The 26,624-nt window shown below is 67.9% G+C and carries 32 protein-coding genes; 21 read left to right on the top strand and 11 right to left on the bottom strand.

What is annotated here, in order from left to right; all coding sequences use genetic code 11:
- Genes gvpO through OCH239_RS04715 form a run of 12 tightly spaced genes read left to right on the top strand, consistent with a single transcriptional unit; the run spans position 1 to position 8,535 of the window.
- On the top strand, positions 1-309 hold the full coding sequence (gene gvpO, locus OCH239_RS23060) for a gas vesicle protein GvpO (protein WP_037259417.1): 309 nt from the start codon (positions 1-3) through the stop codon (positions 307-309).
- On the top strand, positions 306-614 hold the full coding sequence (locus OCH239_RS04765) for a gas vesicle protein (protein WP_037259416.1): 309 nt from the start codon (positions 306-308) through the stop codon (positions 612-614). Before gvpO ends, OCH239_RS04765 begins: the two co-directional genes overlap by 4 nt.
- Positions 611-1,162, top strand: coding sequence for an Hsp20/alpha crystallin family protein (locus tag OCH239_RS04760; protein ID WP_037259414.1), 552 nt, complete (start codon positions 611-613; stop codon positions 1,160-1,162). The genes OCH239_RS04765 and OCH239_RS04760 overlap by 4 nt, the downstream gene beginning before the upstream one ends.
- Entirely contained in the window at positions 1,159-1,902 is a 744-nt protein-coding gene (locus OCH239_RS04755) for a GvpL/GvpF family gas vesicle protein (protein WP_037259412.1), read from the top strand. Before OCH239_RS04760 ends, OCH239_RS04755 begins: the two co-directional genes overlap by 4 nt.
- Positions 1,902-2,135 carry a gas vesicle protein GvpG gene (locus OCH239_RS04750; RefSeq protein ID WP_037259411.1) on the top strand — a complete coding sequence of 78 codons (234 nt, stop codon included), beginning with the start codon at positions 1,902-1,904 and terminating at the stop codon, positions 2,133-2,135. Before OCH239_RS04755 ends, OCH239_RS04750 begins: the two co-directional genes overlap by 1 nt.
- Complete coding sequence (locus tag OCH239_RS04745; RefSeq protein ID WP_051489262.1) at positions 2,132-4,237, top strand: AAA family ATPase; 2,106 nt, start codon at positions 2,132-2,134, stop codon at positions 4,235-4,237. Before OCH239_RS04750 ends, OCH239_RS04745 begins: the two co-directional genes overlap by 4 nt.
- Complete coding sequence (locus tag OCH239_RS04740) at positions 4,219-5,061, top strand: GvpL/GvpF family gas vesicle protein (RefSeq protein ID WP_037259409.1); 843 nt, start codon at positions 4,219-4,221, stop codon at positions 5,059-5,061. The genes OCH239_RS04745 and OCH239_RS04740 overlap by 19 nt, the downstream gene beginning before the upstream one ends.
- Positions 5,058-5,756: a GvpL/GvpF family gas vesicle protein gene (locus OCH239_RS04735; protein WP_037259407.1), complete on the top strand. Its 699-nt coding sequence runs from the start codon at positions 5,058-5,060 to the stop codon at positions 5,754-5,756. The genes OCH239_RS04740 and OCH239_RS04735 overlap by 4 nt, the downstream gene beginning before the upstream one ends.
- A complete protein-coding gene (gene gvpJ, locus OCH239_RS04730; protein ID WP_051489261.1) occupies positions 5,749-5,967 on the top strand; it encodes a gas vesicle protein GvpJ in 219 nt (72 codons plus the stop codon). The genes OCH239_RS04735 and gvpJ overlap by 8 nt, the downstream gene beginning before the upstream one ends.
- On the top strand, positions 5,964-6,593 hold the full coding sequence (locus OCH239_RS23480) for a hypothetical protein (protein ID WP_037259405.1): 630 nt from the start codon (positions 5,964-5,966) through the stop codon (positions 6,591-6,593). Before gvpJ ends, OCH239_RS23480 begins: the two co-directional genes overlap by 4 nt.
- Positions 6,590-6,922: a gas vesicle protein K gene (locus OCH239_RS23475; protein WP_244430299.1), complete on the top strand. Its 333-nt coding sequence runs from the start codon at positions 6,590-6,592 to the stop codon at positions 6,920-6,922. The genes OCH239_RS23480 and OCH239_RS23475 overlap by 4 nt, the downstream gene beginning before the upstream one ends.
- A gap of 35 nt (positions 6,923-6,957) precedes the next feature.
- Complete coding sequence (locus tag OCH239_RS04715; RefSeq protein WP_051489260.1) at positions 6,958-8,535, top strand: HAL/PAL/TAL family ammonia-lyase; 1,578 nt, start codon at positions 6,958-6,960, stop codon at positions 8,533-8,535.
- A 55-nt stretch (positions 8,536-8,590) separates the two neighbouring features.
- Here OCH239_RS04715 and gvpA read toward each other — a convergent pair whose 3' ends face one another.
- The 4 genes from gvpA to OCH239_RS04695 form a co-directional block, all read right to left on the bottom strand.
- On the bottom strand, positions 8,591-8,803 hold the full coding sequence (gene gvpA, locus OCH239_RS04710) for a gas vesicle structural protein GvpA (protein ID WP_037259398.1): 213 nt from the start codon (positions 8,801-8,803) through the stop codon (positions 8,591-8,593).
- A gap of 135 nt (positions 8,804-8,938) precedes the next feature.
- Positions 8,939-9,832: a hypothetical protein gene (locus tag OCH239_RS04705; protein WP_037259396.1), complete on the bottom strand. Its 894-nt coding sequence runs from the start codon at positions 9,830-9,832 to the stop codon at positions 8,939-8,941.
- 123 nt (positions 9,833-9,955) lie between these two features.
- Positions 9,956-10,213 (bottom strand): DUF6455 family protein, encoded by a 258-nt coding sequence (locus OCH239_RS04700; RefSeq protein WP_037259394.1) that lies wholly within the window; start codon positions 10,211-10,213, stop codon positions 9,956-9,958.
- A gap of 70 nt (positions 10,214-10,283) precedes the next feature.
- Positions 10,284-11,036, bottom strand: coding sequence for a M48 family metallopeptidase (locus tag OCH239_RS04695; RefSeq protein ID WP_037259393.1), 753 nt, complete (start codon positions 11,034-11,036; stop codon positions 10,284-10,286).
- 114 nt (positions 11,037-11,150) lie between these two features.
- Here OCH239_RS04695 and OCH239_RS04690 point away from each other — a divergent pair, with 114 nt between their 5' ends.
- Together OCH239_RS04690 and OCH239_RS04685 are read left to right on the top strand one after the other, a co-directional pair.
- Positions 11,151-11,534: a thiol-disulfide oxidoreductase DCC family protein gene (locus OCH239_RS04690; protein WP_037259391.1), complete on the top strand. Its 384-nt coding sequence runs from the start codon at positions 11,151-11,153 to the stop codon at positions 11,532-11,534.
- Between the two features lie 9 nt (positions 11,535-11,543).
- Entirely contained in the window at positions 11,544-11,780 is a 237-nt protein-coding gene (locus OCH239_RS04685; protein ID WP_037259389.1) for a hypothetical protein, read from the top strand.
- Positions 11,781-11,783: 3 nt separating this feature from the next.
- Here the strand turns inward: OCH239_RS04685 and OCH239_RS04680 are convergent, their stop codons facing one another.
- The gene (locus OCH239_RS04680) at positions 11,784-12,038 is read right to left on the bottom strand and encodes a DUF167 domain-containing protein (protein ID WP_037259387.1); all 255 of its coding nucleotides are present in this window, start codon (positions 12,036-12,038) and stop codon (positions 11,784-11,786) included.
- Between the two features lie 157 nt (positions 12,039-12,195).
- Here OCH239_RS04680 and OCH239_RS04675 point away from each other — a divergent pair, with 157 nt between their 5' ends.
- Complete coding sequence (locus OCH239_RS04675; protein ID WP_037259385.1) at positions 12,196-12,774, top strand: nitroreductase family protein; 579 nt, start codon at positions 12,196-12,198, stop codon at positions 12,772-12,774.
- Positions 12,771-13,475: an EI24 domain-containing protein gene (locus tag OCH239_RS04670; protein WP_037259383.1), complete on the top strand. Its 705-nt coding sequence runs from the start codon at positions 12,771-12,773 to the stop codon at positions 13,473-13,475. Before OCH239_RS04675 ends, OCH239_RS04670 begins: the two co-directional genes overlap by 4 nt.
- On the opposite strand, the gene OCH239_RS04665 is transcribed toward OCH239_RS04670, so the two are convergent.
- The gene (locus OCH239_RS04665) at positions 13,429-13,725 is read right to left on the bottom strand and encodes a DUF1467 family protein (RefSeq protein WP_037259381.1); all 297 of its coding nucleotides are present in this window, start codon (positions 13,723-13,725) and stop codon (positions 13,429-13,431) included. The two genes, OCH239_RS04670 and OCH239_RS04665, sit on opposite strands and share 47 nt — an antisense overlap.
- Positions 13,725-14,129, bottom strand: a complete 405-nt coding sequence (mce, locus tag OCH239_RS04660; protein WP_037259380.1) for a methylmalonyl-CoA epimerase — start codon at positions 14,127-14,129, stop codon at positions 13,725-13,727. The genes OCH239_RS04665 and mce overlap by 1 nt, the downstream gene beginning before the upstream one ends.
- A gap of 148 nt (positions 14,130-14,277) precedes the next feature.
- Between mce and OCH239_RS04655 the strand changes: the two genes are divergently transcribed.
- Positions 14,278-14,991 carry a response regulator gene (locus tag OCH239_RS04655; protein WP_037259378.1) on the top strand — a complete coding sequence of 238 codons (714 nt, stop codon included), beginning with the start codon at positions 14,278-14,280 and terminating at the stop codon, positions 14,989-14,991.
- Positions 14,992-15,055: 64 nt separating this feature from the next.
- Here the strand turns inward: OCH239_RS04655 and aspS are convergent, their stop codons facing one another.
- Positions 15,056-16,834 (bottom strand): aspartate--tRNA ligase, encoded by a 1,779-nt coding sequence (gene aspS, locus OCH239_RS04650; RefSeq protein ID WP_037259376.1) that lies wholly within the window; start codon positions 16,832-16,834, stop codon positions 15,056-15,058.
- Positions 16,835-16,996: 162 nt separating this feature from the next.
- On the opposite strand from aspS, the gene OCH239_RS04645 reads away from it, so the two are divergent.
- Entirely contained in the window at positions 16,997-18,238 is a 1,242-nt protein-coding gene (locus OCH239_RS04645) for an SAM-dependent methyltransferase (RefSeq protein WP_037259567.1), read from the top strand.
- Between the two features lie 7 nt (positions 18,239-18,245).
- Here the strand turns inward: OCH239_RS04645 and bchJ are convergent, their stop codons facing one another.
- Positions 18,246-18,872 carry a bacteriochlorophyll 4-vinyl reductase gene (gene bchJ, locus OCH239_RS21610; protein WP_051489258.1) on the bottom strand — a complete coding sequence of 209 codons (627 nt, stop codon included), beginning with the start codon at positions 18,870-18,872 and terminating at the stop codon, positions 18,246-18,248.
- Between the two features lie 281 nt (positions 18,873-19,153).
- Between bchJ and carB the strand changes: the two genes are divergently transcribed.
- Positions 19,154-22,501, top strand: a complete 3,348-nt coding sequence (gene carB / locus OCH239_RS04635; RefSeq protein ID WP_037259372.1) for a carbamoyl-phosphate synthase large subunit — start codon at positions 19,154-19,156, stop codon at positions 22,499-22,501.
- Between the two features lie 34 nt (positions 22,502-22,535).
- On the opposite strand, the gene OCH239_RS04630 is transcribed toward carB, so the two are convergent.
- A complete protein-coding gene (locus tag OCH239_RS04630; RefSeq protein ID WP_211241962.1) occupies positions 22,536-23,885 on the bottom strand; it encodes a TrkH family potassium uptake protein in 1,350 nt (449 codons plus the stop codon).
- 3 nt (positions 23,886-23,888) lie between these two features.
- Positions 23,889-24,551 (bottom strand): potassium channel family protein, encoded by a 663-nt coding sequence (locus tag OCH239_RS04625; protein WP_037259370.1) that lies wholly within the window; start codon positions 24,549-24,551, stop codon positions 23,889-23,891.
- A gap of 203 nt (positions 24,552-24,754) precedes the next feature.
- On the opposite strand from OCH239_RS04625, the gene OCH239_RS04620 reads away from it, so the two are divergent.
- A complete protein-coding gene (locus OCH239_RS04620; protein WP_037259368.1) occupies positions 24,755-25,288 on the top strand; it encodes a TRAP transporter small permease subunit in 534 nt (177 codons plus the stop codon).
- Positions 25,278-26,615: a TRAP transporter large permease gene (locus tag OCH239_RS04615; RefSeq protein ID WP_211241961.1), complete on the top strand. Its 1,338-nt coding sequence runs from the start codon at positions 25,278-25,280 to the stop codon at positions 26,613-26,615. Before OCH239_RS04620 ends, OCH239_RS04615 begins: the two co-directional genes overlap by 11 nt.
- The last annotated feature ends 9 nt before the right edge of the window (positions 26,616-26,624 follow it).

The raw sequence follows: 26,624 nt of genomic DNA, 5'->3' as shown, positions 1-26,624 counted from the left end.
ATGACCGACCAGCCCGATCAGACGGTATTCCACTCGGCCAAGGGCACGCGCCTGACACTCGGCCAGGCGATCGCGCGCATCCGCGCCGCCGTGCCTACGATCACCGACGCACCCGTCGACGCGATCCGCAGCTGCGAGCGCCTCCCGGACGCCGGCTGGCGCGCGATCGTCGAGGTCATCGAGAGTGCGGCCCGCATGGGCGACAACGACCTTCTGTCGGCCTACGAGATGGAGCTCGACGCAACCGGCGAGCTGACCGGGTTTCACCGGACCGGCCGCTATCACCGCGAGGCAGGCGGTCCGGAATGAGCTTCGAGGTCCATAGCCCCATCCATCACGACAGCCTGGCGGACGTTCTGGAGCGCATCCTCGACAAGGGAATCGTTATTGCCGGCGACGTGTCGGTGTCGCTCGTCGGGATCGAATTGCTGACGATCCGCCTGCGGCTGCTGATCGCCACGGTCGACAAGGCCAAGGAACTCGGCATCACGTGGTGGGAGGGCGACCCGTCCTATTCCGGCCGGGCTCACGCGCTCGAGGCGGAGAACGCCGCTCTGCTCGAGCGGTTGGAACGGCTCGAGACAGCGCTCGCCGCCCGGGAGGACGCGGCATGACCGGCTCGAAACGGCGCGGCCCGGGTAATGATTTCCGCGAGGAGATCGACCTGCGTCTCGACGGACTTCTGGGCGAGCTCGGGCGCACGCTCGGCGACATGATCGACCGGCTCGATGGCGGTTCCGGCGAGGTGCGACGCAGCCGAAGCTTTGACACCGGTCGCGGTCCGGTCAGGGCCGAGGCGGGAATCCGCATCCGCGCCGCGGGGAGCGACCTTCCGACGGAGCGCCACAAGCCTGCCGCGCGCGCCAGGCGGCCCGACACACCGCAGCCATCCAGCCCGCCCGCGGTCCGCGCGATTGACGCTGCAATTCAGCACTCGGCCGGGCTCTGGACCCTCACGGCGGACCTGCCGGGCGTCAGCGCGGACGATCTGTCTCTCTCCGAGCGGGACGGGCAGCTTTTTATCGCTGCGACGACGCGCCGCCGGACCTACGAGGGCCGCTTCGAGCTGCCACCGGGCGTGCGCCTTTCGGATATCGAGGTCTCGCTTCGCAATGGCATTCTCGATCTGACCGCCCGGCCGCCCGAGCCGGAGGCGCCATGATCTATCTCTATGGGATCCTCGCTGCCGGTGGCGTCACCGGCGAGTCCCCGCCCGGGGTGACCGGTCCGGTCGAGGAGGCGGTCCTGCCGGAGGGCCGCCTCCTCCACGGACGTCACGACGGGACGGAGATCCTGCCGAGGCGCCGTCTCATGCTTGCGCATGCGCGGGTGCTCGAGGATGCCGCGGCGCGCGGAACCGTCCTGCCCATGCGGTTCGGCATGCTGGTCGAGGATCTCGGGGCGGTCGCGGACCTCATCTCCGCGCAGAGCGCGCGGATCGCGGCAGAGATGGAGCGGCTGTCGGGCACCGTCGAGTACGGCGTCAGGGTGACGTTCGACCGGGACCCTGCGCTTGCGGCTCTGCTCGCCGACGAGCCGACACTGCTGGCGGAGCGCGACGCGCTCAAGCGGCGGAGGGCGGTGCCGCAGGATTGCGCGTCATTCGGTCGGAGGATCGCTGAAGCGCTCGACCGGCGGCGCGGCCAGGCGCAGAAGCGCCTCCTCGCTGCGATCCGGCCCGCCATCGTCGATCACGTCCTTCGCGCCCCCGAGACCGATGTCCAGGTGCTCGCCGCGGACATACTCCTTCGGGCCGAATCTTCGGATTGGGTGGCCGGGGCGGTGCTCGATGCTGCCCGGGAGTGCGGCTTCTCGACAGGAGAGCCGCATGTGCGTCTCGTCGGACCGCAGCCCGCCTACAGTTTCACGCGGCTCACGCTCGCCGCGCGGAAGGCCGCGTGATGGGGCTGGTCTCGAAGCTTCTGACCTTGCCGGTGACGGGCCCGGCCGCGGGCGCGTTCTGGGTCGCAAGAAAACTCGCCGAGACCGCGGAGGCGCAACGCAACGATCCGGCCACCCTTCGCGCCGCGCTCGGCGAGGCCGAACGCCGGTTGCTGGCGGGCGAGATCGACGAGGAGGCCTACGACGCTCTCGAAAGCGACCTTCTCGAACGCCTGCGGGATACGCGCGGATGAGCGGCCTGACCCTCACCGCGCGGCTCGATCCCGAGGAGAAGCGCGGGCTCGTACGGCTCTCGCGCGGCGCCCTGGCAAGGGGCGGCCTCCTGCCGGGAGACCCGGTCCGGGTCGGCGGCGCGCGCGAGACCCATGGCCGCGCCGTCCCGGGCGATGTGGCAGACGGTGACGTCGCGCTCGGTGCGTGTCTTGCCGGGAATTCCGGCGTCGCCGAGGGCGAGCCCGTCACGCTTTGCCGTGCCGCACTGGCGCCGCTGCGGTCCGTCGCTCTGCGGCTCGACGCCATGGAACGCGCCCGCCCGGACGATCTTCGGGACGGTCTCTTCGACATGGCCCTCACCGAGGGCGACCGGCTCCGGGTCGCGCTCCCTGGTGGACATGCCGCGGATGTCGAGATTGCCGAAGTCTCGCCCGAGCCCGCCGGGTTCCTGACCGAGGCGACGACCATATCGCTGGTGACGCGAACCGCCCGGCCCTACGACGGCATCGGCGGTCTCGAGACGCAGATCGCTCAGGTCCACGAGGTCGTGGCTGCGCCGCTCCTGCGGCCCGAGCTCTACGAACGTCTCGGCCTGCCGGCTCCGCGCGGCATCCTCTTCACCGGCCCGCCGGGGTCGGGCAAGACGCTGCTGGCGCGCGCCGTGGCGGCCCGCACGCAGGCGAGCTTCTTCCACATCGCGGGACCCGAGATCGTCAGCAAGCATTATGGGGAGAGCGAACGGGCTCTGCGCGAGATATTCGAATCTGCGCGCCGCGCGGCCCCGGCCATCCTGTTCATCGACGAGATCGATGCGATCGCGCCTGCCCGCGCCGCGCTTTCGGATGAGAAACAGGTTGAGAGGCGCGTGGTGGCGCAGCTCCTGACCTTGCTCGACGGCCTCGAGGATCGTGGCCGCGTCGTCGTCCTGGCGGCGACGAACCCGCCCGACATGATCGATCCGGCACTGCGCCGCCCCGGCCGCTTCGACCGCGAGATCGCCTTCAGGCCGCCCACGCCCGACCAGCGCCGCGCGATCCTTGAGGTTCACCTAGCCCGATCGCCGCTGGCTCGGGACGCCGATCTTGCAGCCATCGCCGAGGCCTCCCACGGCTATGTCGGAGCCGACCTCGCCGCACTCGCGCGGGAAGCGGCTGTCGCGGCCCTGTCGCGCGCGGTGAAGGACGCGAAGGGGGAGGCGAACGTCGCGCTCGAGGATCTGACGATCACGCAGGCAGACCTCCGCGCGGGCCTCGATGCCACCGGACCGAGCGCCTTGCGAGGCCTGTCGAGCGAGGCCCGACCGGTGACCTGGGACAACCTCGGCGGTCTCACCGCCGCGCGCCATGCGCTCGATGTGGCTCTGTTGCAGCCGCGCCGTCACCCCGGCTTGTGCGCGGCGCTCGGCGTCAGGCCGGCACGCGGCGTGCTGCTTTCGGGACCACCCGGATCGGGGAAGACGCTGCTCGCCCGGGCGCTCGCGACCGAAACCGGGATGAACCTCGTGCCGGTCCGCCCTCCGCGCGTCCTGTCGCGATATCTCGGCGATGCCGAACGGGCCGTGTCGGACATATTCCGGACGGCGCGGGACACAGCGCCGACGCTGATCTTCTTCGACGAGTTCGATGCGCTGGCGCCGCGTCGCGGCGGCCAGGACGCGGTGCTCGACCGCATCGTCGCGCAGCTTCTGGTGGAACTCGATGGGTTGGAAGATCGCGAGGACGTGCTGGTTGTCGCCGCCACAAACCGCGCGGCGTCGCTCGATCCCGCGCTCACCCGCCCGGGGCGGTTCGACGCGGTCATCGACTGCGCGGTTCCCGAGGCGGCGGAACGCGCCTCGATCCTCGCCGTCCACCTCGCGGGCCGGCCCTGCGCGCCGGACGTGACGGCCGAGGCGATCGCGGCGGAGACGGAAGGGGCGAGCGGCGCCGACCTCGCCGATCTCGTCGCCGCCGCCGCGCGCGCGGCGCTTGCCCGCCTGATTGCGGGAGGAGAGAGCCCCGCAGCGCCGGAAATCACCGGTGAGGATGTCGCCGCGGCGCTCGCGGCGCGCCGGGCGGCCCTGCAGGTCCGCAGCACCGATTTTGTCTCAGAGGGGAGCCAGACATGCAGAATGACGAGCTGATCGCGCTACTCGCCGCCGATGCGCTCCCGACCGTGCCGCATGGCACCACGGCCGCGTCGGCGGGCGGGTTTGTCGGCATTTTCGGGCCGGCGGCGCCGAGGTTCTCCAGCCGGGCCAAGGTCGCGGCGGATGCGGCACGCCGGATGGCATGGCTCGAAGCCCTCATGCCCGCCGGTGCGCTTCTGCCCGCCATGCCCGGAACCCAACTTGCCCATGACGAGCTGCCGGGGATGGTGGAGGCCAATCGCGCACTCCTCGAACGCGCCGCGTCGGAAGTGGCCGGCAAGGTCCAGTTCCAGGTGACCGTCGGCTCGGGCGACGCGGCGCCGCTCCAGGGCGCCATGGCTGCAGCCGAGCTTGCCCGACGTCTCTACGGCCTGACCGATAGCTGCCACGCGCTACCGGTTCACGAGGCCCTGATCAGCAATCACGTCATTCTCATCGAGGCGTTCCGGGAAGCGGATCTCGATGCCGCGCTGGCCGAGATCGACGAGACATATCCCGGGCTCGAAATCCGCCAGATCGGCCCCGCGCCGGCGGTGTCCTTTGCAAGCCTGAGGCTCCGTCGCGTTTCGTCCCGCCGGATCCGGGCTGCCTTGCGTCTTCTCGGCCTCGGAGCGATGCCGGATGGTGATGCCTTGCGCGTTGCGCGCCGGGCCGCGCTCCTCGCTGCGCGGCCCGGCCGTCAGGGCGCCATTCGCGAAGCCGCGGATATCCTGGCCGCCGCGATTGGCTGCGCTGCCCCGGCCGGCCCTCTTATCCTCGCCGAGATCTGGTCCGAGGGACGCGGCGCGACCGCGCCTCACGCGAGGGCCGCCGCATGACGCCGCTGCTGTTTCTGGGCGTCGTCGCCGCCGGCAGGGATCTGCCCGGCGATGGTCCGGCCTTCGCAGCGGTCCGCGCCCCGGATCTTCAGGCTATCTGCGCGGAAGTCGATCCCGCCGCTGCCGAGACGCTTGAAGGCATCTCGGATTGGGCGCAACTTCAGAACGCCGTCCTGTGCGCGATCGCCGTGAAGACGGATGTGCTGCCGATCCGGCTCGGGTCCCTGTTCTCCTCACCGGACGCGCTGCGCGGCCATCTTGTCGCGCGTGGTCCGGAGCTAAAGAGCGCCATGGCGGAGATCGCCGGCCGCTGCCAGTACGACCTCTGCGCCGAGCAGGCCGATCCGCAGCCGGATCGCCCGACGGAGCCGCCGCGGACCGGAGCGGCTTTCCTGACAGACCGGCGGCGCCGACGCGACGCGCGTCAGACGCGGGCGATGGAGACGCAGCGCTTTCTGGGGAGCCTCGTCGTGACCGGCGGGGCCCACTCGGCGGCGTCGCGGTCCAACCCGCGTCCCGCAAGAGGGCGCCTGCTCTGTCATTCGCTGCTCGTCGCGCGGGATGATGTGCCGGCGCTCCTTTCCGCGATGGATAGTGCCGCCAAACCTGCCGCTGCGCTTGGCCTCAGGGTTTGCATGACCGGCCCGATGCCCCCCTTCGCGTTTTCGTCCCGAACGGAGACTTGCCATGCCTGACGGTTTCGAGATGCGCCTCGTCGGCCCGGATGAAGCCCTTGCCTCCCGGGACGGCCGGCTCGTCGATCTGCTTGACGGACTGCTCGACCAGGGTGTCGTGCTCCGGGGCGAAGCCTGGATCAGCGTCGCGGATGTGGACCTTGTCTTCCTCGGGCTTGACCTCGTTCTTGCCAATCCCGACCGGATCTGCGGCCGAGAGGGCCGGACATGATCACGCTCGGATGGTCCCGATGCAGCACCGCGCTGCCGATGCCGTGTCATTGCCTCGACGCCGGTGCCGTGTCGCTCGTCGTCGCAGCGGATGACAAGGCGGCGCGGGCTCGCGACAGGATGGCACTGCAATGCGCCTGCGCCGCTGCTCTGCCGGAATTCCTGCCCGTCGCACCGGGGAGAGCGGTGACAGCAGGCGATGCGCTCGACTGGACGGCGGAAAACGCGAGCGATCTGCTGCGATGTCTGGCGGCACTGGCCGGCCGGGTCCAGGCAACGCTGTTCGTCGAGAAACCCGAGCCGATTCCGGGCCCTCGCGACGCGATCGACGGAGCCGGCTGGCTGCGCAGCAGGGCAGAACGGGCGCAGAGCCATGCCGCCGATGCGTCCGACGTGACGACCACGGTCCGGGCGGCTCTCGACCCGGATATTCCCCTGCGCACACGGACGGGCCCGCGGGCCATACTCGTGGATCTGCTGATCGAGCGGGCCGCCGCGCCCTCCATCCTCGAGCGGCTGTCGCTCGAGCTCTCGCACGCCTCTGTCGGCAGACGGAAACGGCGCGTCGCGATGCTCGCGGCGCCGCTTCCGGCCTACGGTTTCGCCGACATCGGCATGCCGGCGTGACCGAGGCTCTGCATATCGATGCCGGTGCGATCGCGGATCTGCTGACGCGCGGCCCGGGCGCCGAGGCGGCGCGGATCCGGATCGACCCCGACACCGTAAAGCAGGACCTGGCAAAGCTGATCCTGGGACTGATGGAGTGTCTGCGTCAGCTGATGGAGCTGCAGGCGATCCGGCGGATGGAGGCCGGCAGCCTGACCGAGGATCAGGAGGAAAGGCTGGGCACCACGTTGATGCGCGCCGAGACGGCCATCCATGAGGTGGCGGCGCAGTTCGGCCTCTCGCCCGAGGATCTCGCGATCGATCTCGGCCCGCTCGGACGTACGATCTAGGGCAGGGCGCGCCACAACTCCGGGGGATTTCAACCATGGCATTCGACCGCGCTTTGGGCATCGCGCCCTACGACTTTGCCGGAACGCTCGATCTCGGCACCGCCAACGACATTGCAGAAGGGCGAGTGACGGTCCGGCTCGGTCCGGAAGCGACAGCGCGATGCCACGACGGGCATGCACGTCTTCGCCGGATCATCTCCGAGCGCCGTCATGTCTACGGCCTGACCACGGGATACGGGCCGCTGGCCGACCGGCTGGTGGCGAAGGAAGATGGGATCGCGCTGCAGCAGAACCTGATTCACCATCTCGCCACGGGCCTTGGGCCATCCTTCGGATGGGCGACGGCGCGCGCGATCGTCCTCTGCCGTCTCGCCGCGATCAGCCGAGGCCTTTCGGGGGCCGCGCCGCAGACGACCGCGGCGCTGATCGCGGTGCTGAATTCCGATCTTGCCCCGGCGATCCCGGAGAGGGGGACCGTCGGCGCCTCGGGCGATCTGACTCCGCTCGCGCACATGGTGCTCTGCCTTCAGGGGCGGGGCGCCTTTCTGACCGTCTCGGGCGAGATCGTCGAAGCTTCGGACGCGTTGGCCCGGATCGGTATCGTGCCGCTCGACATCAGCGGACGGGACGGGCTGGCGCTGGTCAACGGCACGTCGGCGATGACGGGTGTGGCGCTTCGGACCGCTCGGATCTCGGGGCGGCTCTGCAGCTGGGAACTCGGTCTCTCCGCCGCCCTGTCGGAATGCCTCGGCGGGCGCGCGGAAGCCTGGGACGCGACATTTGCCGAGGCGCGGCCGCATCCGGGGCAGGGGCGCGCGACGGCCGACCTGCAAGCCCGGATCGCCGGTTCGGCCAGGATGCGATGGTCTTATCTGGCGGAGCGCTCGCTCGGCGATGCCCGCGCCACGCGGGACGAGATCGCGCAGGACGCCTACACCCTGCGCTGCGTTCCCCAGATCGTGGGCGCGGTCATCGACACGCTCGACTGGCACGACGGTATCGTGACCACCGAGCTCAACTCGGTGACCGACAACCCGATCCTACCGGCGGCCGGGCCAGTTCCGGCTCTGCACGGCGGCAATTTCATGGGCCAGCATGTGGGGCTTGCCTCGGATGCGCTCGCGACCGCCCTGACCGTGCTCGCGGGGCTTGCCGAGCGGCAGATCGCGCGCCTGACGGACGAGCGGCTCAATCGCGGTCTGCCCGCCTTCCTGCATGGCGGCCGTGCCGGCCTGCATTCCGGCCTCATGGGCGCCCAGGTCACCGCGACCGCGCTCGTCGCCGAGATGCGCAGTGCGGGACCGGCCAGCACGCAGTCGATCTCGACAAACGGCGCCAACCAGGACGTCGTCTCGATGGGTACGATCGCCGCGCGGCGGGCCCACGAGGCGGCGCTTCGCGGATCCGAGGTTCTCGCCATCCTGGCCCTCGCCGTCGCTCAGGCCATCGATCTAAGAATGCGCGAAGGTGGAGCCCCGTTCTCCCGCAGCGCCGAGGCGCTCCATCGGGTCGTACGGTCGGTCAGTCCGATCCTGGAGGAAGATCGCCCCCTGGCGGAAGACATCGCCGCGATGGCGGCTGTCTTGCGCGAGCGGGACTGCCCGTCGGAGTAGAACAGAATTCGATGGCGCAAAGGGCCGGGCGGGCCGACCCCTTGGCCGGATGCGGTCACGCCGCGGCGGGCTCCACTGTCAGGCCGACCGCTTCGGCGTATTTCAGCCAGCTTTCGATCGACGCGACGACCGCGCGGACCTCGATGGCGATCAGTTCGATGCCGACAAGCGAGACGCGCACGAAGGCGTCGATCACGATGCCCTTGTCGAGGATGCGGTCGACCACTTCGGCGATCGAGGCCGAGGCCACGCTCTTTTCAATTGCCATTGCTTCGGTTCCTTGATGATGCTTGGGGACCGCCGCCCGAAACGGCGGCCAAGCCACTCTAGGAGACAGCTCCTAACCAGGCATGAACCGGGTCTCGTGGCTGGGAAAATCTGCGTACAATCTTATGCGCCCCGGTCAGCCCGCCACACGGTGCCGCTCGGCTTCCGCGACGAGTTCGGCCACGGTCACGCGCAGGTCGTTGATGAATTCCCGCTGGTCCTGGGCCAGAGTGTCGGGCGCGCCGGTTGCGAAGACCGCAAGCCGCGACGTCGCCTCCGACAGCGACGCGACCACCCGGGTCAGTTCCGCGACGCCGGCATCGCCGCCGGTCCCTTGTGCGCCGTCGATCTTCTCCGCGAGGCGCAGGTATTCGCCCGCAAGCCCGGCCACCAGCGCCTCGAGGCGCTTCAGGAACGTGTTCCCCGCCGCCATGAAGCGCGCAAGGCTCTGGCGCTGCGCGGTAAGGTCCAGGGCGGGGGCGGGCCGCGTCGCCAACCGGTCGATCCGCTCGGACAGCTCGCCGATGATCTCCCTCATCGCCTCTTGCGGAGCCGGGGCAAGAGCGTCGACGAACGGATCGACCCAGGCCGGCTTTGCGGTGGCGGAGGCGTCGAGGCGCATGGAGACCGTAGAGACCTCCCGGCGAAGCTCGTCGAGAGGACCGGACCGCTCCGAGGCGAGATCGCGCCTCACCGCCTCGATCATCTCCGCCTGCCGCATCTGCGCATCGAGTATGCGGGTGAGGGCGTCCTTCACACCCGCACTTTCGACCTCCGCGAGGCGCCGCTCGAGCGTGGAGAGCCGCTCCATAAGCGCCGCCTGGACATGGCTGTTGTCCTCTGGCACCGGCAGATGGTCGATCACGGTGTATTCGAGCTGCTCGAACCGGTCCGACAGGCGGTCGATCAGGTCGGCGATGGCCCCTGCGGGCTCGTCCGGGTGGAGGCCTCCCGGGCCCGGCAGGATCGGGTTCGGGCCGAACGGGCCGGCTTGCGGGCGCGGCGCTGCATCGAATGTCGGATCTTCCATATGCGGCACCCTCGTGCTGGCGCGACACGCGCGAGGCGGATGATCCGCACAGAGAGTAAAGATCATGCTTACCCGCAGAGATTTCCTCGGCATCGAGGGCGCATTGACGTCCGGCCCGGTGCCTCAGTCGGCCTGGAGCCGAAGGAAGAGCTCGACATTGCGGCAATAGGTCGGGGGCGTGTACCGGGGACCGTTGCTTTCGGCCAGCCAGCTTTCGCAGGCATAGGACCGGGTGCAACCGGTACAGGACAGAACCGCGTCGTCGATCTCGGGAATGCTCACCTTGCCCCCGAGCGCGGCCTCTTCGAGATCCACGCCGACGGCCTGCGCCATGCGGTCTACAAGGGTGGCGTGGCGCTTCAGGACGGTTCTGCTCAGCATCGGAACTCTCCTTGGGGTCAAAAGCTCCCAGGAGGATGCCGCCCGCCGTCGGTCCGCGCCTTGACTCAGGTCAATTCGCGCCGATCCGGGCCATGGTGCGCCGCACGACGTCGATGCGCTGGGCGTTGGGCGGGTGCGTGCCGAGGAAACGGTTTCCGGGGTCGGGAATGCGGGTGAAGAACTCCGCGCCGCGCAGCGGATCGTAACCCGCGCGCGCCGTCACGATGGTCCCGAGCTGGTCGGCCTCGAGCTCGAAATCCTTGGAATACCGGCGCGCGCCCACTGCCGCGCCGAACTCCTCGGCCGAGCGGATCGCGTCCTCGTTCGCCCCGGTCATTGCCGCGAGGCCCGAGAAGACCACCGCGCCCACCGCCGCGTTCTGCTGCGTGCGCTCGAGATGGCCGAGGATGTGATGCGCCGCCTCGTGACCCATGACGAAGGCCAGCTGGTCGGCATTGTCGACGGACGCGATCAGGGCGAGGTTGAAGGCGAGCACCGGGCGGCCGGCGCGGTCCACGGTCTGGAAGGCGTTGGGCGGCTGGCCGGGGCGGTCGTCCACCACGATGATGAAGTTGCAATTGGCATTGCTCGCAACGCGCCGGCATTCCGACTCCGCGACCGGCTCCACCGTCCTCGTGACCTCGACGAATTGCCGCGCCGCCCGTTCGGCGCGCGCCTTGAGATCGCCGTCCTCGGTGAGCAGCGGACCGCCGGGACGCGTCGTCGGAACCCCGCCCTGAGGCTGGGGCTGACCCGGTTCCAGCACGAGGGGCTCGCAGGCCGAGAGGGTGACGAAGAGAAGGGCGGCAATGATCCAGCGCATGCGGGCTCCGGGTCTCGAATGACTTTCTTCAGCACTAGTGGGCCGAAGGTGACCAAGCCACCCCCTTTTTCGTGAGGATCTGGCCGCGGCCCCCGCTGCGGCTATCTGGGCACCATGTCCGCCGAAATCACCGTCATCTACAACGACACCTGCCCGATCTGCGCGCGCGAAGTCGCGTCCTACAAGCGCATGACCGCCTCCGATCCCGGGATCGGATTCCGTGGCCTCTCCGAAGGGGAACTGGAGAGCTTCGGGATCACCAGGCGCGCCGCCGCGCGCCGTTTCCATGTCGTGAGGGACGGCGTGCTCTATGACGGGGTCCCCGCCTTCGCGATCGTCTGGGACCGCATCCCGCGTCTGCGCTGGCTCGCGCGCCTCGTCCGCACGCCCGGTATCCGTCAGGGTGCGGCGCTGCTCTACGATCACGTCGCGGCGCCCGCGCTCTTTGCCCTGCACAAGCGGCGCGAGAGGCTAGGCAAGGCCTACCGGCGCGGCTAGGGTGGCCTCATGTTCAGCATCGAGCACGATTTCGACGCCACCGTGGTGACCCTCGTCGACGAGGGGCCGGCACCGCTCCAGGAGGACGTGATCGTCAACTCCTTCGAGGAATGCATCACCGTCGAGCAATACGATCCGCGCACCGACAGCACGATGCGCATAACGCTCTCGATCAGCCAGATGCGCGACCTCGCGGCGGCGATCGAGCTCCCCGAAGGCGTCTATTCCCGTACCGGCAAGGGCTGAGGGTCAGTCGATCCGGAAGACCTTGTCGCGCGAGGTCTGACCGGCGATCAGAGTCAGGCGGGTCTTCGCGATACCGAGCGCCTTGGCGAGAAGCTTCTGCACGGCGGCATTGGCCTTTCCGTCCTCGGGCGGAGCAGTCACGCGAACCTTCAGCCCGGCCGCTGTCTCCTCGACCGCGTCCCGCGAGGCGCGCGGCGTCACCCTCAGCGACAGGGTGCTCCCGGGCTGCGCGAGATGCGAAAGGTCGGGCGGCTTCATGTCGCGCTCATAGCCGAACCCGGCCCTCTTGCGAAGCTCGCTCCCGCAAATTTCGCCGCTTGCGCACGGACTTCCGCCCTCGCGCCGCCACGATTCGATCCTTGAATCCCCCCGTCCGAGCGGTGACATAGGAGGCGGATTTCCAAGGATACGTGTCATGCCGCCTCGCAACGACGCCGCGCTCGACTTCCTGCTCACCCGCCGCTCGCGCCCGGCAAAGACGCTGCGGGGGCCCGCCCCCTCGAACGAGGCGCTCCGGCCGATCCTGACCGCCGCCGCGCGCTCGCCCGATCACGGCAAGCTCGAGCCTTGGCGCTTCATCGTGATTCGCGGCGCGGCCCTCACCCGCATCGCCGACGCCGCGACCGAACGCGCGAAAGTCCTCAAGCTCGACGCCGACCAGGCGAGCAAGGGCCGAGCGCAGTTCCTCGACAGCCCGCTTTGCGTCGCCGTGGTCGAGATCCAGCGTGAATCGGCCAAGATTCCCCCGATCGAGCAGACCTATTCCGCGGGCGCGGTGACGCTCGCTCTGCTCAACGCCGCGCTTGCCGCGGGCTGGGGGGCGAACTGGCTCTCGGGCTGGGTGGCGCATGATCGCGGCTTCGTGGCCCGGACGCTCGGCCTCTCGGCCAACGAGCGCATCGCGGGCTTCGTCCATATCGGCACCGAAGGCGCCGAGCCCCCCGAGCGCCCGCGCCCCGACATCGACACGATCACGGAGTGGGTCGAGGCATGATCCTCGCCGCGTTCCTGCGCTCCATCGGCCAGATGGTCGACGACGCGCGGTTCCGCCGCGTTCTCTGGATCGGCCTCGCGCTCACCATCGCCCTTCTCGCGCTTTTCTACGCGGCCTTCGTCTGGCTGGTGGGCTGGCTCGCGCCCGACACGATCACCCTTCCGCTCATCGGCGACGTGGCTTGGATCGACGACGTGCTCTCCATCGGCTCGATCCTCCTGATGCTGGTACTGTCGGTCTTCCTGATGGTGCCGGTCGCCTCCGCCGTGACCTCGCTCTTTCTCGAGCAGGTGGCCGAGGCGGTCGAGGATCGGCACTACCCCGCGCTGCCGCCCGCCGGCCGCATCCCCTTCGGAGATCAGGTCAAGGACACGTTCGGTTTTCTCGGCATACTCGTCGTGGCCAATATCGGCGCCTTTGTGCTCTACCTCTTCGTCCCGCCGATCGCGCCGCTGATCTTCTGGGGGATGAACGGCTACCTTCTCGGGCGCGAATACTTCACCCTCGCCGCGATGCGCCGGGTCGGCCGTCTGAAGGCCGCCGAGCTGCGCCGCCGCCATGGCACGACGATCTGGATCGCGGGCGTGCTGATGGCGCTGCCCCTGTCGATCCCGATCGTGAACCTTCTCATCCCGATCCTAGGCGCGGCGACGTTCACTCACTTGTTTCACCAACTACAGGCTCGGGCCCCATCCGGTTGAACCAGTCGATGTCGCGCACGGTGATCCATCCCGAGAGGATGATCGTCGTGACGATGGCCCAGACGACGAATGTCGCGCCGGTGGTGATCCACGCCTTCTTGCCGAGGTTGTGAATCTCCGGCGAGGCGGAATGCGTGCCCGGGACGACCTTGCCGAGGTCGCCTTGCGTCTTCAGGCGCACCGGGATCAGGATCAGGAAGATCAGGAACCAGAACACGGCGAAGAGCACGATGGCGGAGGCGATGGACATCAGACCTGCTCCAGTTCCACGAGGCAGCCGTTGAAATCCTTTGGGTGCAGGAACAGCACCGGCTTGCCATGCGCGCCGATCTTCGGCTCGCCGGAGCCCAGCACACGCGCGCCCTGATCCTTGAGCCTGTCGCGTGCGGCGAGGATATCGTCCACCTCGTAGCAGATGTGGTGGATGCCGCCCGCCGGGTTCTTGTCGAGGAACCCCTGGATCGGGCTCTCCTCGCCCAGCGGATAGAGCAGCTCGATCTTGGTGTTCGGCAGTTCGATGAACACGACCGTCACGCCGTGATCGGGCTCGTCCTGCGGCGCGCCCACCTCGGCGCCGAGCGTGTCCCGGTACTGCGCCGCCGCGGCCTCGAGGTCCGGCACCGCGATGGCGACATGGTTGAGACGACCGATCATGCCTGTCCTCCTTGATTGGCCTCCGCGCTTATGCACCCGGCCCCGGCGGCGGTGCAAGCAGCGGCCCCTGCGGCCATTAACCGCCCGTTCACCGAAAAGGCCCACGCTCGGATCATGATGAATCAGAACGATTCCGGGAGGGATTCGGATGGACGATCACGGAAACCAGTTCGGCGTGTTGCGGCCCACTCCGGCGCGTCCCTTCCTCGGCCTGACGGTCCTGATGGTCGAGGACAGCCGATTTGCCTGTGACGCCCTGCGTCTCGTCTGCACCCGCTCCGGCGCGCGGATCCGTCGGGCCGATTGCCTGCGCTCCGCCCGACGGCATCTCGAGGTCTACCGTCCCTCGGTCGCGATCATCGACATGGGGCTTCCCGACGGCTCCGGCGCCGAGCTGATCTCCGAGCTCGCGGCAGCCGAGCCGCGCCTCCCGGTCATTCTCGCCATCAGCGGCGATCCCGGGACCGAACACGCGGCTCTCGCGGCCGGGGCGGACGACTTTCTCGCCAAGCCGGTCCGCGGTATCGGCAAGGTCCAGGCCATGGTCCTTAAGCACCTGCCGGCCGAATGGCGCCCGCACGGCCCGCGGCTCGCCGATGCGACCGAGATCCGGCCCGACCCGGTCGCCTATCGCGACGACATGCTGCACGTCGCCGACCTGCTCGACGCCTCGAACGAGGCGACGCTCGATTACGCCGCGCAGTTCCTCACGAGCGTGGCGCAAAGCGCAGGCGACACGCCGCTGGCGGCTGCTGCGGAGCAGTGGCTCGAGGCACGCCGCAAGCACCTGCCTTCGGGCGAGATCACGACACGCATCGCGCGGCTCGTCGAAGAGCGGACCGAGGCCTGCGAGACGGTCTGACCGCGGCGCATGAAAAAGGCCCGGACGTCTCCGTCCGGGCCGCTGTCCGCGCAGGTCCGCGGGATCAGTCCTCGTCGGGCATGACCCGCAGGCGGAGCTCCATCAGCTGGTCGGACGTGGGCTCGGTCGGGGCGCCCATCATCAGGTCCTCGGCGCGCTGGTTCATCGGGAACATGATGACCTCGCGGATGTTCTGCTCGTCCGCCAGCAGCATCACGATCCGGTCGATGCCCGCCGCGCAGCCGCCGTGGGGCGGGGCGCCGAAGCGGAACGCATTGACCATGCCGCCGAAGCGCTTGCGCACCTCGTCCTCGCCGTAGCCGGCCTTCTCGAAGGCCTTGAACATGATGTCGAGCCGGTGGTTCCGGATCGCGCCCGAGACGAGCTCGTAGCCGTTGCAGGCGAGGTCGTACTGCCAGCCCTTCACCTCGAGCGGATCGCCGTCCAGCGCCTCGATCCCGCCCTGGGGCATCGAGAACGGGTTGTGGCTGAAGTCGATATCACCCGATTCCTCATCCGCTTCGTACATCGGGAAATCCACGATCCAGGCGAAGGCGAAACGGTCCTGCTCGGTATGCCCCAGCTCCTCGCCGATCACGGTGCGGGCCTTGGCCGCGACACGCTCGAAGGATGCCGGCTTGCCGCCGAGGAAGAACGCCGCATCCCCGACGCCGAGGCCGAGCTCCTGGCGCAGAGCTTCCGTCCGCTCCGGCCCGATGTTCTTGGCGAGCGGGCCCGCGGCCTCGGCCTCGCCGTCCTTGTCGCGCCAGAAGATGTAGCCCATCCCCGGCAGTCCTTCTTTCTGTGCGAAGGCGTTCATGCGGTCGCAGAACTTGCGGGATCCGCCGCCCGGCGCGGGGATCGCGCGGATCTCGGTTCCGTCCTGCTCGAGCAGCTTGGCGAAGATCGCGAAGCCCGAGCCGCGGAAGTGATCGCTCACCACCTGCATTTTGATCGGGTTGCGCAGGTCCGGCTTGTCGGTGCCGTACCACAGCATCGAATCCTTGTAGGCGATCTGAGGCCAGTCGGTGTCGACCTTCCGGCCACCGCCGAATTCCTCGAAGACGCCCTGTACCGCCGGCTGGATCGCGTCGAAGACGTCCTGCTGCTCGACGAAGCTCATCTCCATGTCGAGCTGGTAGAAGTCCGTCGGCGAGCGGTCGGCGCGCGGGTCCTCGTCGCGGAAGCAGGGCGCGATCTGGAAGTACTTGTCGAAGCCCGACACCATGATGAGCTGCTTGAACTGCTGCGGGGCCTGCGGCAGCGCGTAGAACTTGCCCGGATGTAGGCGCGAGGGCACGAGGAAGTCGCGCGCGCCTTCGGGCGAGGACGCCGTGATGATCGGCGTCTGGTATTCTCGGAAATTCTGCTTCCACATCCGCTCGCGCAGGGACCGCACGACGTCCGAGCGCAGCACCATGTTCTCCTGCATGGCCTCGCGGCGCAGGTCGAGGTAGCGGTAGCGCAGGCGCGTCTCCTCGGGATATTCCTGATCGCCGAAGACGATGAGCGGCAGCTCCTCGGCGGCGCCCAGCACCTCGACGTCGCGGATGTAGACCTCGATCTCGCCGGTCGGCAGCTTGGGGTTCACGAGGCTCTCGGCCCGGGCCTTCACAACGCCGTCGATCTTCACGCACCATTCCGAGCGCAGCTTCTCGACCTCGGCGAAGACCGGGCTGTCGGGATCGCACAGCACCTGCGTGACGCCGTAATGGTCGCGCAGATCGACGAACAGCACGCCGCCGTGGTCGCGGATGCGGTGGACCCACCCCGCGAGGCGAACCTCCTGCCCGACATTGTCTCGGCGGAGATCGGCGCAGGTTTGGCTGCGATAGGCGTGCATGGCTCGAAGCCTCTTCTGATTGCCGGAAATTCAGGCGTGGATACACCCGCCATGGCCGGGGAAGTCAAGCGCGGGCCAGCGCAATTTGTCGCAGGGCGGCCTCCGACCTAAGATAAGACTCCGCCGGCGGGACAAAATGATTGGACATCGATGGAGGTGGTGATGTGGGACACCATTGTTGATCGAATGCTGCAACGGCTCGTGCAGGATGGCGAGCTTGCGGTGGAATGGCCGGACGGCCGGGTGACGGAATACGGGCAGCCCGAGGAATTCTCGGCGCATGTGAAGATCACCGACGCGTCGATCCTGCGCGAACTCTGCCTGAGCCCGGTGCTCGCCCTCGGAGAGGGCTACATGGACGGCCGGATCGAGGTCGCACCGGACAAGCTCTACGACTTCGTGGCGATGCTCGTGCGCAACCGCGAACGCTACAAGGCGATGCCCGGCTGGGTGAACGCGATGCAGAGCTTCCGCAATCGGATCAAGCATCTCTGGCTCAAGAACACGCCCGTGACCGCGCGCCGCAACGTCGCGCATCATTACGACATTTCGGACGATCTCTACCGGCTCTTCCTCGACCGGGACATGCAGTACAGCTGCGCCTATTTCGCGCGGCCCGACATGACGCTCGAGGAGGCGCAGGAGGCCAAGAAGCAGCACATCGCGAAGAAGCTCATGATCGAGCCGGGGATGCGGGTGCTCGACATCGGCTGCGGCTGGGGCGGCATGGCGCTGACGCTCGCGAAGGATTACGGCGCGCATGTCACCGGCGTGACCCTCTCGAGCAACCAGAAGCGCACCGCGACCGAGCGGGCCGAGGCCGCGGGGCTTTCGGACAAGACCGAGTTCCGCCTGCAGGATTACCGTGACGTGACCGAGACCTTCGACCGGATCGTCAGCGTCGGCATGCTCGAGCATGTCGGCCCGCCGCAATTCCCGGTCTATTTCGACAAGGTGGCCGAGCTTCTGGCGCCGGACGGCATCTCGCTGATCCACACGATCGGCAACACCTGCCCGCCGGGCCCGACCTCGCCCTGGATCATGAAGTACATCTTCCCGGGCGGATACGTCCCCTCGCTCTCGGATCTGGCCGCGCCGATGGAGAATTCGGGCCTCTGGACCACCGACATCGAGATCCTGCGCGGCCATTACGGCCCAACGCTGCATCACTGGCGCGACCGGTTCGAGGCCAATGTCGACAAGGTGCGCGCGATGTACGACGACCGCTTCGTGCGCATGTTCCGGTTCTACCTCGTCGCCTGCGAGACCGCCTTCGAGGAGCAGCGGCAGGGCGTGTTCCAGCTGCAGATGACGCGCAAGCAATACGCCGTGCCGAGAACGCGGAACTACCTCTACCGTGCGGACGAGAGCCGGCAGGCGGCATGGCCGCAGGCGGCGCAGTAGGACGCCCTCAGTCGCCGGGGACCTGACCGTCGAGGCTCAGCACGAAGGTGCAGGCCTCGGCGCCGGCGGCACAGCAGGCCACTTCGCGGCACTTGAAGTCGCGATGGGCGAGGCGCTGGAACATGTGCTCGAAGAACGCCGCGTGGAAATGGCAGTTGGGCTCGGCCGAGCGCACATGCAGAGCGAACGGGTTGTTGATGAGCGCAAAGCGTCCCGTCGTCTGCACCGAGAACAGCCCCGACCCCGCAAAGGCGCGCGCGTTCTGCCGCGCCGACCGTCCGACGAGCCACGCCGCCATCGGCCAGGGCATGTTCTCGAGCAGGACCTTGGCGCGGGGGGTGATCCGGTCCGTCACCACCGCCTCGGCCGCGGCGCGACCTGCCCGGTCGAGAAGATCGGGGCTGATGTCGGGCCAGTTATCCTGCACGCCGTTGTGCAGCCTGACGACCTTGCTTTCCGGCACCGACTCGCCGGACGGCGGCGCGTCCGGGAAGCCCGCATCGGCAAAGACGCGGTCCCGGGCGGGTTTTCCGAAACTGTCCCGGAGGATGGCGTGCAGCGGAACGACCAGCGCGGCGCTCATCATTCCCGCGGAATGATGCGTCCAGAAAAGACCCGTCGACGTCGACGTCATGTGGTACATGTCCTCGGCCGGCGGGCCTCGACGGATCGTGACGAGGGTGGCGGCCGGGAAGCGTGCCGGCGATGCGCTCCGAAGCCGGATCCGCCACACCACTAACATAACACATGTAGGTGGAAAATTTCGGGCCGCTAGTGCCCGACGACTCCGTGACCCGGCGAAACGCCATGGTGCGTGGCGCGCTTTTGGGCGCCGCAACAGGGGTTGCACAGCCCTTGGCCATCTCTATAACCCACGCCGATTTGCCCGCCGCAACAGCCCCGAGGAAGGTCCCCATGCCCAAGAGAACCGACATTTCCTCCATCATGATCATCGGCGCCGGGCCGATCATCATCGGACAGGCCTGCGAGTTCGACTATTCCGGCGCCCAGGCCTGCAAGGCGCTGCGCGAGGAAGGGTACCGGGTCATCCTGGTGAACTCGAACCCCGCGACGATCATGACCGATCCCGGTCTCGCCGACGCCACCTACATAGAGCCGATCACGCCCGAGACCGTGGCCAAGATCATCGCCAAGGAAAAGCCCGACGCGCTCCTGCCCACGATGGGCGGGCAGACCGGCCTCAACACCGCGCTCAAGCTCGAGGAGATGGGCGTTCTCGCCGAGCACGGCGTCGAGATGATCGGCGCCAACCGCCAGGCGATCGAGATGGCCGAGGACCGCGGCCTCTTCCGCGAGGCGATGGACCGGATCGGGCTCGAGAACCCCAAGGCGACGATCGTGACTGCGCCGATGAAGGACGACGGCCGCGCCGACCTCAAGGAGGGCGTGCGCCTCGCCATGGCCGAGCTCGAGCATATCGGCCTGCCCGCGATCATCCGCCCCGCCTACACGCTCGGCGGCACCGGCGGCGGCGTCGCCTACAACCGCGAAGACTACGAATATTACTGCCGTTCGGGCATGGACGCCTCGCCCACGGGCCAGATCCTGATCGACGAGAGCCTTCTCGGCTGGAAGGAATTCGAGATGGAGGTCGTGCGCGACCGCGCCGACAACGCCATCATCGTCTGCGCCATCGAGAACGTGGACCCGATGGGCGTGCATACCGGCGACTCGATCACCGTCGCCCCCGCGCTCACGCTCACCGACAAGGAATACCAGCGCATGCGCTCGGCCTCGATCGCCGTGCTGCGCGAGATCGGCGTCGAGACCGGCGGCTCGAACGTGCAATGGGCGGTGAACCCCGAGGACGGCCGCATGGTCGTGATCGAGATGAACCCGCGGGTCTCGCGCTCCTCGGCGCTGGCCTCCAAGGCGACCGGCTTCCCCATCGCCAAGATCGCGGCCAAGCTCGCCGTCGGCTACACGCTCGACGAGCTCGACAACGACATCACCAAGGTGACGCCCGCCTCCTTCGAGCCGACCATCGACTACGTCGTGACCAAGATCCCGCGCTTCGCCTTCGAGAAGTTCCCCGGCTCCGAGCCGGTGCTCACGACCGCGATGAAATCCGTGGGCGAGGCGATGGCCATAGGCCGCACCATCCACGAGAGCCTGCAGAAGGCGCTCGCCTCGATGGAGACGGGCCTCTCCGGCTTCGACGAGATCGACATCCCCGGCCTCGGCGAGGGTGAGGCGTCGGATCGCGCCGCCATCGTCAAGGCACTCTCAACGCCGACGCCCGACCGGATGCGCCTCATCGCGCAGGCGATGCGCCATGGCCTCTCGGACGACGACATCTTCGCCGTGACCAGCTTCGATCCGTGGTTCCTCGCCCGCATCCGCGAGATCGTCGACGAGGAGGCGCGCGTGCGCGCGAACGGCCTCCCCAACGACGAGGCGGGCCTGCGCCATCTCAAGATGATGGGTTTCAGCGACATGCGCCTCGGCGCGCTTGCCGGGACCGACGAGCACGCCGTGCGCCGCGCGCGCCACGCCGCGGGCGTCACCGCGGTCTTCAAGCGCATCGACACCTGCGCGGCCGAATTCGAGGCCCAGACCCCCTACATGTATTCCACCTACGAGGCCCCGATGATGGGCGAGGTCGAATGCGAGGCGCGGCCCTCCGATGCCAAGAAGGTCGTCATCCTCGGCGGCGGTCCCAACCGGATCGGGCAGGGGATCGAGTTCGATTATTGCTGCTGTCACGCCTGCTACGCGCTGACCGGTGCGGGCTTCGAGACGATCATGGTCAACTGCAACCCCGAGACCGTGTCGACCGATTACGACACCTCGGACCGGCTCTATTTCGAGCCGCTGACCTACGAGCACGTGATGGAGATCCTGCGCGTCGAGCAGGAGCGCGGCACGCTCCACGGCGTGATCGTGCAGTTCGGCGGCCAGACGCCGCTCAAGCTCGCCAACGATCTCTCGGACGCGGGCATCCCGATCCTCGGCACCTCGCCCGACGCGATCGACCGCGCCGAGGACCGCGAGCGCTTCCAGGAACTCGTCAACAAGCTGAACCTCAAGCAGCCCAAGAACGGCATCGCCTCGTCCGAGGAACAGGCCATCGCCATCGCCGAGGATATCGGATTCCCGCTGGTGATCCGCCCGTCCTACGTGCTCGGCGGCCGCGCGATGGAGATCGTCCGCGACGGCGCGCATCTCGAGCGCTACATCCGCGACGCCGTGGTCGTCTCGGGCAAGAACCCGGTCCTCCTCGACAGCTACCTCTCGGGCGCGGTCGAGCTTGACGTCGACGCGCTCTGCGACGGGGAGTCCGTGCACGTCGCCGGCATCATGCAGCATATCGAGGAGGCGGGCGTCCATTCCGGCGACAGCGCCTGCTCGCTGCCGCCCTATTCGCTGCCGAAGGAGATCATCGAGGAGGTGAAGCGTCAGTCCGAGGCGCTTGCGCTCGAGCTGAACGTCGTCGGCCTGATGAACGTGCAGTTCGCGGTCAAGGACGGCGAGGTCTACCTCATCGAGGTGAACCCGCGCGCCTCGCGCACCGTGCCCTTCGTCGCCAAGGCCACCGACAGTGCCATTGCCTCGATCGCCGCGCGGATCATGGCGGGCGAAAAGCTCTCCTCCTTCCCGCTGCGCGCGCCGTATCCGGCCGACACCGATTACGACACGGTGCTGCCGCTGGCCGATCCGATGACGCTGGCCGATCCCGACATGCCGTGGTTCTCGGTCAAGGAGGCGGTGCTGCCCTTCGCCCGCTTCCCCGGCGTCGACACGGTGCTCGGGCCCGAGATGCGTTCCACCGGCGAGGTCATGGGCTGGGACCGCTCCTTCCCGCGCGCCTTCCTCAAGGCGCAGATGGGTGCGGGCACGCACCTGCCGCACAAGGGCGCGGTGTTCCTGTCGATCAAGGACGGCGACAAGGGCGAGCTGCTGACCGAGGTGGCGCGGCTCCTGATCGATCTCGGTTTCACCATCCGCGCGACCGCCGGCACCGCCGCCTTCGTGCGCGAGCAGGGGCTGACCTGCGAGACCGTCAAGAAGGTCTACGAGGGCCGCCCGAATATCGTCGACCTGATGAAGGACGGCGGCATCCAGCTCGTGCTCAACACCACCGAGGGCGCCGCGGCGCTGTCCGACAGTCGCGAGATCCGCTCGGTCGCGCTCTACGACAAGATCCCCTACTTCACGACGCTCGCCGGCGCCCATGCCGCTGCGCTCGCGATGAAGGAGCGGGGCGAGGGCGAGTTGGTGGTCAAGCCGCTGCAGGGCTGAGGGCGTCGCGGGGCCGGTCCGCCGGCCCCGACGGTCAGCCGAGGAACACCCGCCCGGGCGGATAGCGCACCCGGGCGACGCTGTGCGTGGCGAGGAAGAAGCCGAGCGTCAGCGGGCCGACCCGGCCGAGGAACATCACGATCATGATGACGATGCGGCCCGTAGTGTTGAGCTCGGGCGTCGCGCCCATCGTCAGGCCCACGGTGCCGAAGGCCGAGCAGACCTCGAAGACGAGGCGGAGGAACGGGCCTTCGTGTGTGGTCGAGATCAGGAAGATCGACGCGAAGACGATGATCATCGACACCATCGACAGGGCGAGGACCTTCATCACCTCGTCATGGCCGAGGGACCGCCCGAAGCAGTTGAGCTCGTCGCGCTTGCGGAAGAATGCGACCGTCGCAAGGATCAGGACCACGAAGGTCGTCACCTTGATCCCGCCCGCGGTCGAGGTGGAGCCTGCGCCGATCACCATGAGCGTCATGGTCATGAGCGCCGTCGAATCCCGCATCGCTCCGGTGTCGATCGTGTTGAAGCCCGCCGTGCGCGGCGTCACCGCCTGAAAGCCTGAGACGATCAGCCGGTCGATCCAGGATCCGAACCCGCCGAGCGTGTCGGGGTTGGACCATTCGAGCGCGGCGAAGGTCACCCAGCCCCAGAGGATCAGCGCCGCCGTCCCGACCAGCATGATCTTGGTGTGCAGCAGCATCGACCGCCAGCGGCGCTTCTGCCAGATGTCGTTGAGGACCACGAAGCCGAGCCCGCCGATGATGAAGAGAAGCGGCACGACCACGTTCACCAGCGGGTGCGTCGCATAGCGCTTGAGGCTGTCGGACCAAAGAGAGAAGCCCGCGTTGTTGAACGCCGACACCGAGTGGAAGACGGACGCCCAGACGCCCTCCGACCAACCCAAGTCGGGCACAAAGGCGAGGGCGAGAAGCGCGGCTCCGACCGCCTCGCAGCCGAGCGCGACGGCGAAGACGGTCCTGACCAGCCTCAGAAGATCGCCGAAGGACGACTGGTTGAGGTCCTCGCGCAGCATCAGCCGCTGGCCGAGGCCGAGCGGCACGCCGAGCGCAGCGAGCACGAAGACCGCGAAGGTGATGAGCCCGAGCCCCCCGAGCTGCATCAGCAGCAGGATCACCATCTGGCCGAAGAACGTGAAATCGGTTCCGGTATCCACCACGGTCAGGCCCGTCACCGTCACCGCGGACATCGAGGTGAAGAGCGCGTCGAGGAAGTAGACCTCGCCGGTATTCGCGACCGGCAGCCAGAGCAGACCGGCCCCGATCGCCACGAAGACGAGATAGGTGAGCGCGAGCAGCGAGGGCGGCGAAAGCCTCAGCGCCCGTCGCTGCAGCCCCGCGCGGATGCCGATCAGCGCCATGGATCAGAGACTTGAGGCGAAGGAGCGAAGATCCGAGCGCTTGCCGAGCAGAAGCAGCAGGTCGTCCTTCTGGAACTCGCAGCGCGCGCCGTCCATGCCGAGATATTCTGTCCCCCGCATGACGCCCACGCAGCGCAGGTTGTAGTCGTCCTTGTGCGGCAGATCGTCGAGGGTCTTGCCTTGCAGGCTCTCGGGCACCGTGATGTTGACCACGAAGAACCCGTTCCCGAGGCTGATGTAATCGCGGATGAGCGGGTTGTGCAGCACCTGCGCGACGTGCTGTCCGACCTCCACCTCCGGGTGGATGATCCGATCGACGCCGAGCCGCGACAGGATGCGGTGGTGGGTCTTGGTGCGCGCCTTGGCCCAGATCGTCTCGACCCCGGCGAGCTTGAGGTTGATCGACGCGAGGATCGACGCCTCGAGGTCCGACCCCATCGCCACGAGCGCAACGTCGCAATCGCCGAGCCCCGCCTCCTTCACCGCCTGGTCGTCGCGGGCGTCGATAATCATGGTCTCCGACAGGAGCTCCGCATGGGCGGTCACGCGTCCCTTGTCGATGTCGACGCCGACCACCTGATTGCCGAACCGTGTGAGCTCTCTCGCGACGGTGCTGCCGAAATTGCCGAGACCGATGATGCCGAAGGTGCGGGCCTTGTCGGGCATGGAAACCTTCCTTCTATCCGGCTGGCGATGGTAATGTTCCGCCGCGCCGCGGCAAGCGTCATCGGGCGAAGAGCCTCGATCCGCCCGGTGACGCAAAAATGCAAATGCGACATTGCGACACGGGATCGCAAACTGCTGTCGAAACGCCGGCTTTTAAAATTTAACAACGGGACCGCGGCTATTGCTGCACAGGGGAGGTCTGCTTGAATACCGTTATCCGCGCACTCGACGCGATCAACGAGGTCGTGGGCCGCATCGTTGCGTGCCTGTCGATCATCTTCGCCTTCATCATCCTCTACGACGTCATCATGCGATACGCCTTCAACGCGCCGACGCGATGGGCCTTCGACGTCACGACGCAGATGTACGCCTTCTATTTCGTCATGCTCGGCGGCTACGCGCTGAAGCATCAGAGCCATGTCCGCGTCGACCTGATCACCGAGACCTTCAGCGACGGCCTGCGCCGGATGGTCGAGATCGCCGGCTACGTGATCTTCTACTTCCCCTTCACCTACGTCTTCCTGACCCGGTCGTGGGAATTCGCCGCGCGCTCCTACGCGCAGGGCGAGACCACCTACGGCGCCGTGCAGTTGCCGGTCTACCCGCTCAAGATGGCGATGACGGTGGCGGCGGGGCTCCTTCTGCTGCAGGGGATCGTCGAGGTGCTGAAGCTCGTCGCCGGGCAATATTACTGGAAAGACACCAGCCTCGTGGAGGAGCCGCATCATGGGTCCTGAACTCATCGCCCTCGTGATGTTCGGGCTCCTTCTCCTGGGGCTCTTCATGGGGCATCCGCTCGCCTTCGTGCTGGGCGGCACCGCCGTCCTCGGCGCGCTGATCGCGGGCAAGCCCATGGTCCTCGGGATTGTGGTGAACCGCATCTTCGGCGACGTCCTGTCGAACTTCACCCTGATCGCGATCCCGCTCTTCGTGCTGATGGCGCAGTTCCTGTCGAACTCGGGCGTGACCGACAAGATGTTCGAGAGCCTGCGGCTCCTGATGTCGAACGTGCGCGGCGGCCTCGCGCTCGCGGTCGTCTTCATCTCGATCCTTCTCGCCGCAACCACCGGCATCATCGGCGCCTCGATCACCGTGATGGGCGTGATGGCCCTCGGGCCGATGCTGCGCTACGGCTACTCGCCGACGCTGACCACGGGCGTGATCGCCGCGTCGGGCTGCCTCGGCATCCTCATCCCGCCGTCGATCATGCTCATCCTGATGGCCTCCTACTCGCCTCTCTCGGTCGGCGAGCTCTTCGCGGGCTCGATGATCCCGGGCGTCCTGCTCGGGCTGCTCTACGCAGCCTGGGTCGCCATCATCGCCCGCATCCGCCCTGACATGGCGCCTTCGGTTGAGCCCGACGAGAAGCTGCCCCGCGGCCAGCTCATCCGAATGCTCGCGATCGAGGCAGTGCCGCCGCTGGTTCTGATCCTCGGCATCCTCGGCTCGCTTCTCGCCGGCATCGCCACCGCGACCGAGGCCTCGGCGATCGGCGCGATCCTCGCGCTCGTCATCGTCGTCGTGCGCGGCCGCTTCACGCTGCCGAGTTTCTACCAGGCGCTGCTCGACACCGGGAAGACGTCCGCGATGATCCTCTTTATCGTCGTCGGCGCGACCGCCTTCACGGGTGTCTTCAACATCACCGGGGGCCTCCGCGCCACGCAGGAGCTGATGCGCGCGCTCGACTTCGCACCGTGGCTGCTGATCCTCGTGATGATGTTCATCGTGTTCATCCTCGGGGCATTCCTCGACTGGACCGGCATCGTGCTCCTGTCGTTCCCGATCTTCCTGCCCATCGTGCAGGAGATGGAGGGGATCAGCCTGCTGTGGTTCGTCTGCCTCATGGCGGTCGTGCTGCAGACCTCGTTCCTGACACCCCCATTCGGCTACGCACTCTTCTACCTCCGGGCCATCGCGCCCAAGGAGGTGAAGACCAGCCACATCATCATGGGCGTGCTGCCGTTCATCGCGCTCATCGTGGGCATGGCGCTTCTCATGGCGCTGTTTCCGGGTCTCGTGACCTGGCTGCCCTCGGTGCTCTACTCGTCATCAGCATCCAGTTAAGGGAGGATA

The organism is Roseivivax halodurans JCM 10272, from assembly GCF_000521785.1.
Classification (GTDB): domain Bacteria; phylum Pseudomonadota; class Alphaproteobacteria; order Rhodobacterales; family Rhodobacteraceae; genus Roseivivax; species Roseivivax halodurans.
Note: the sequence above shows the minus strand (reverse complement) of the source record. Positions and strands in the feature narration are given on the sequence as shown.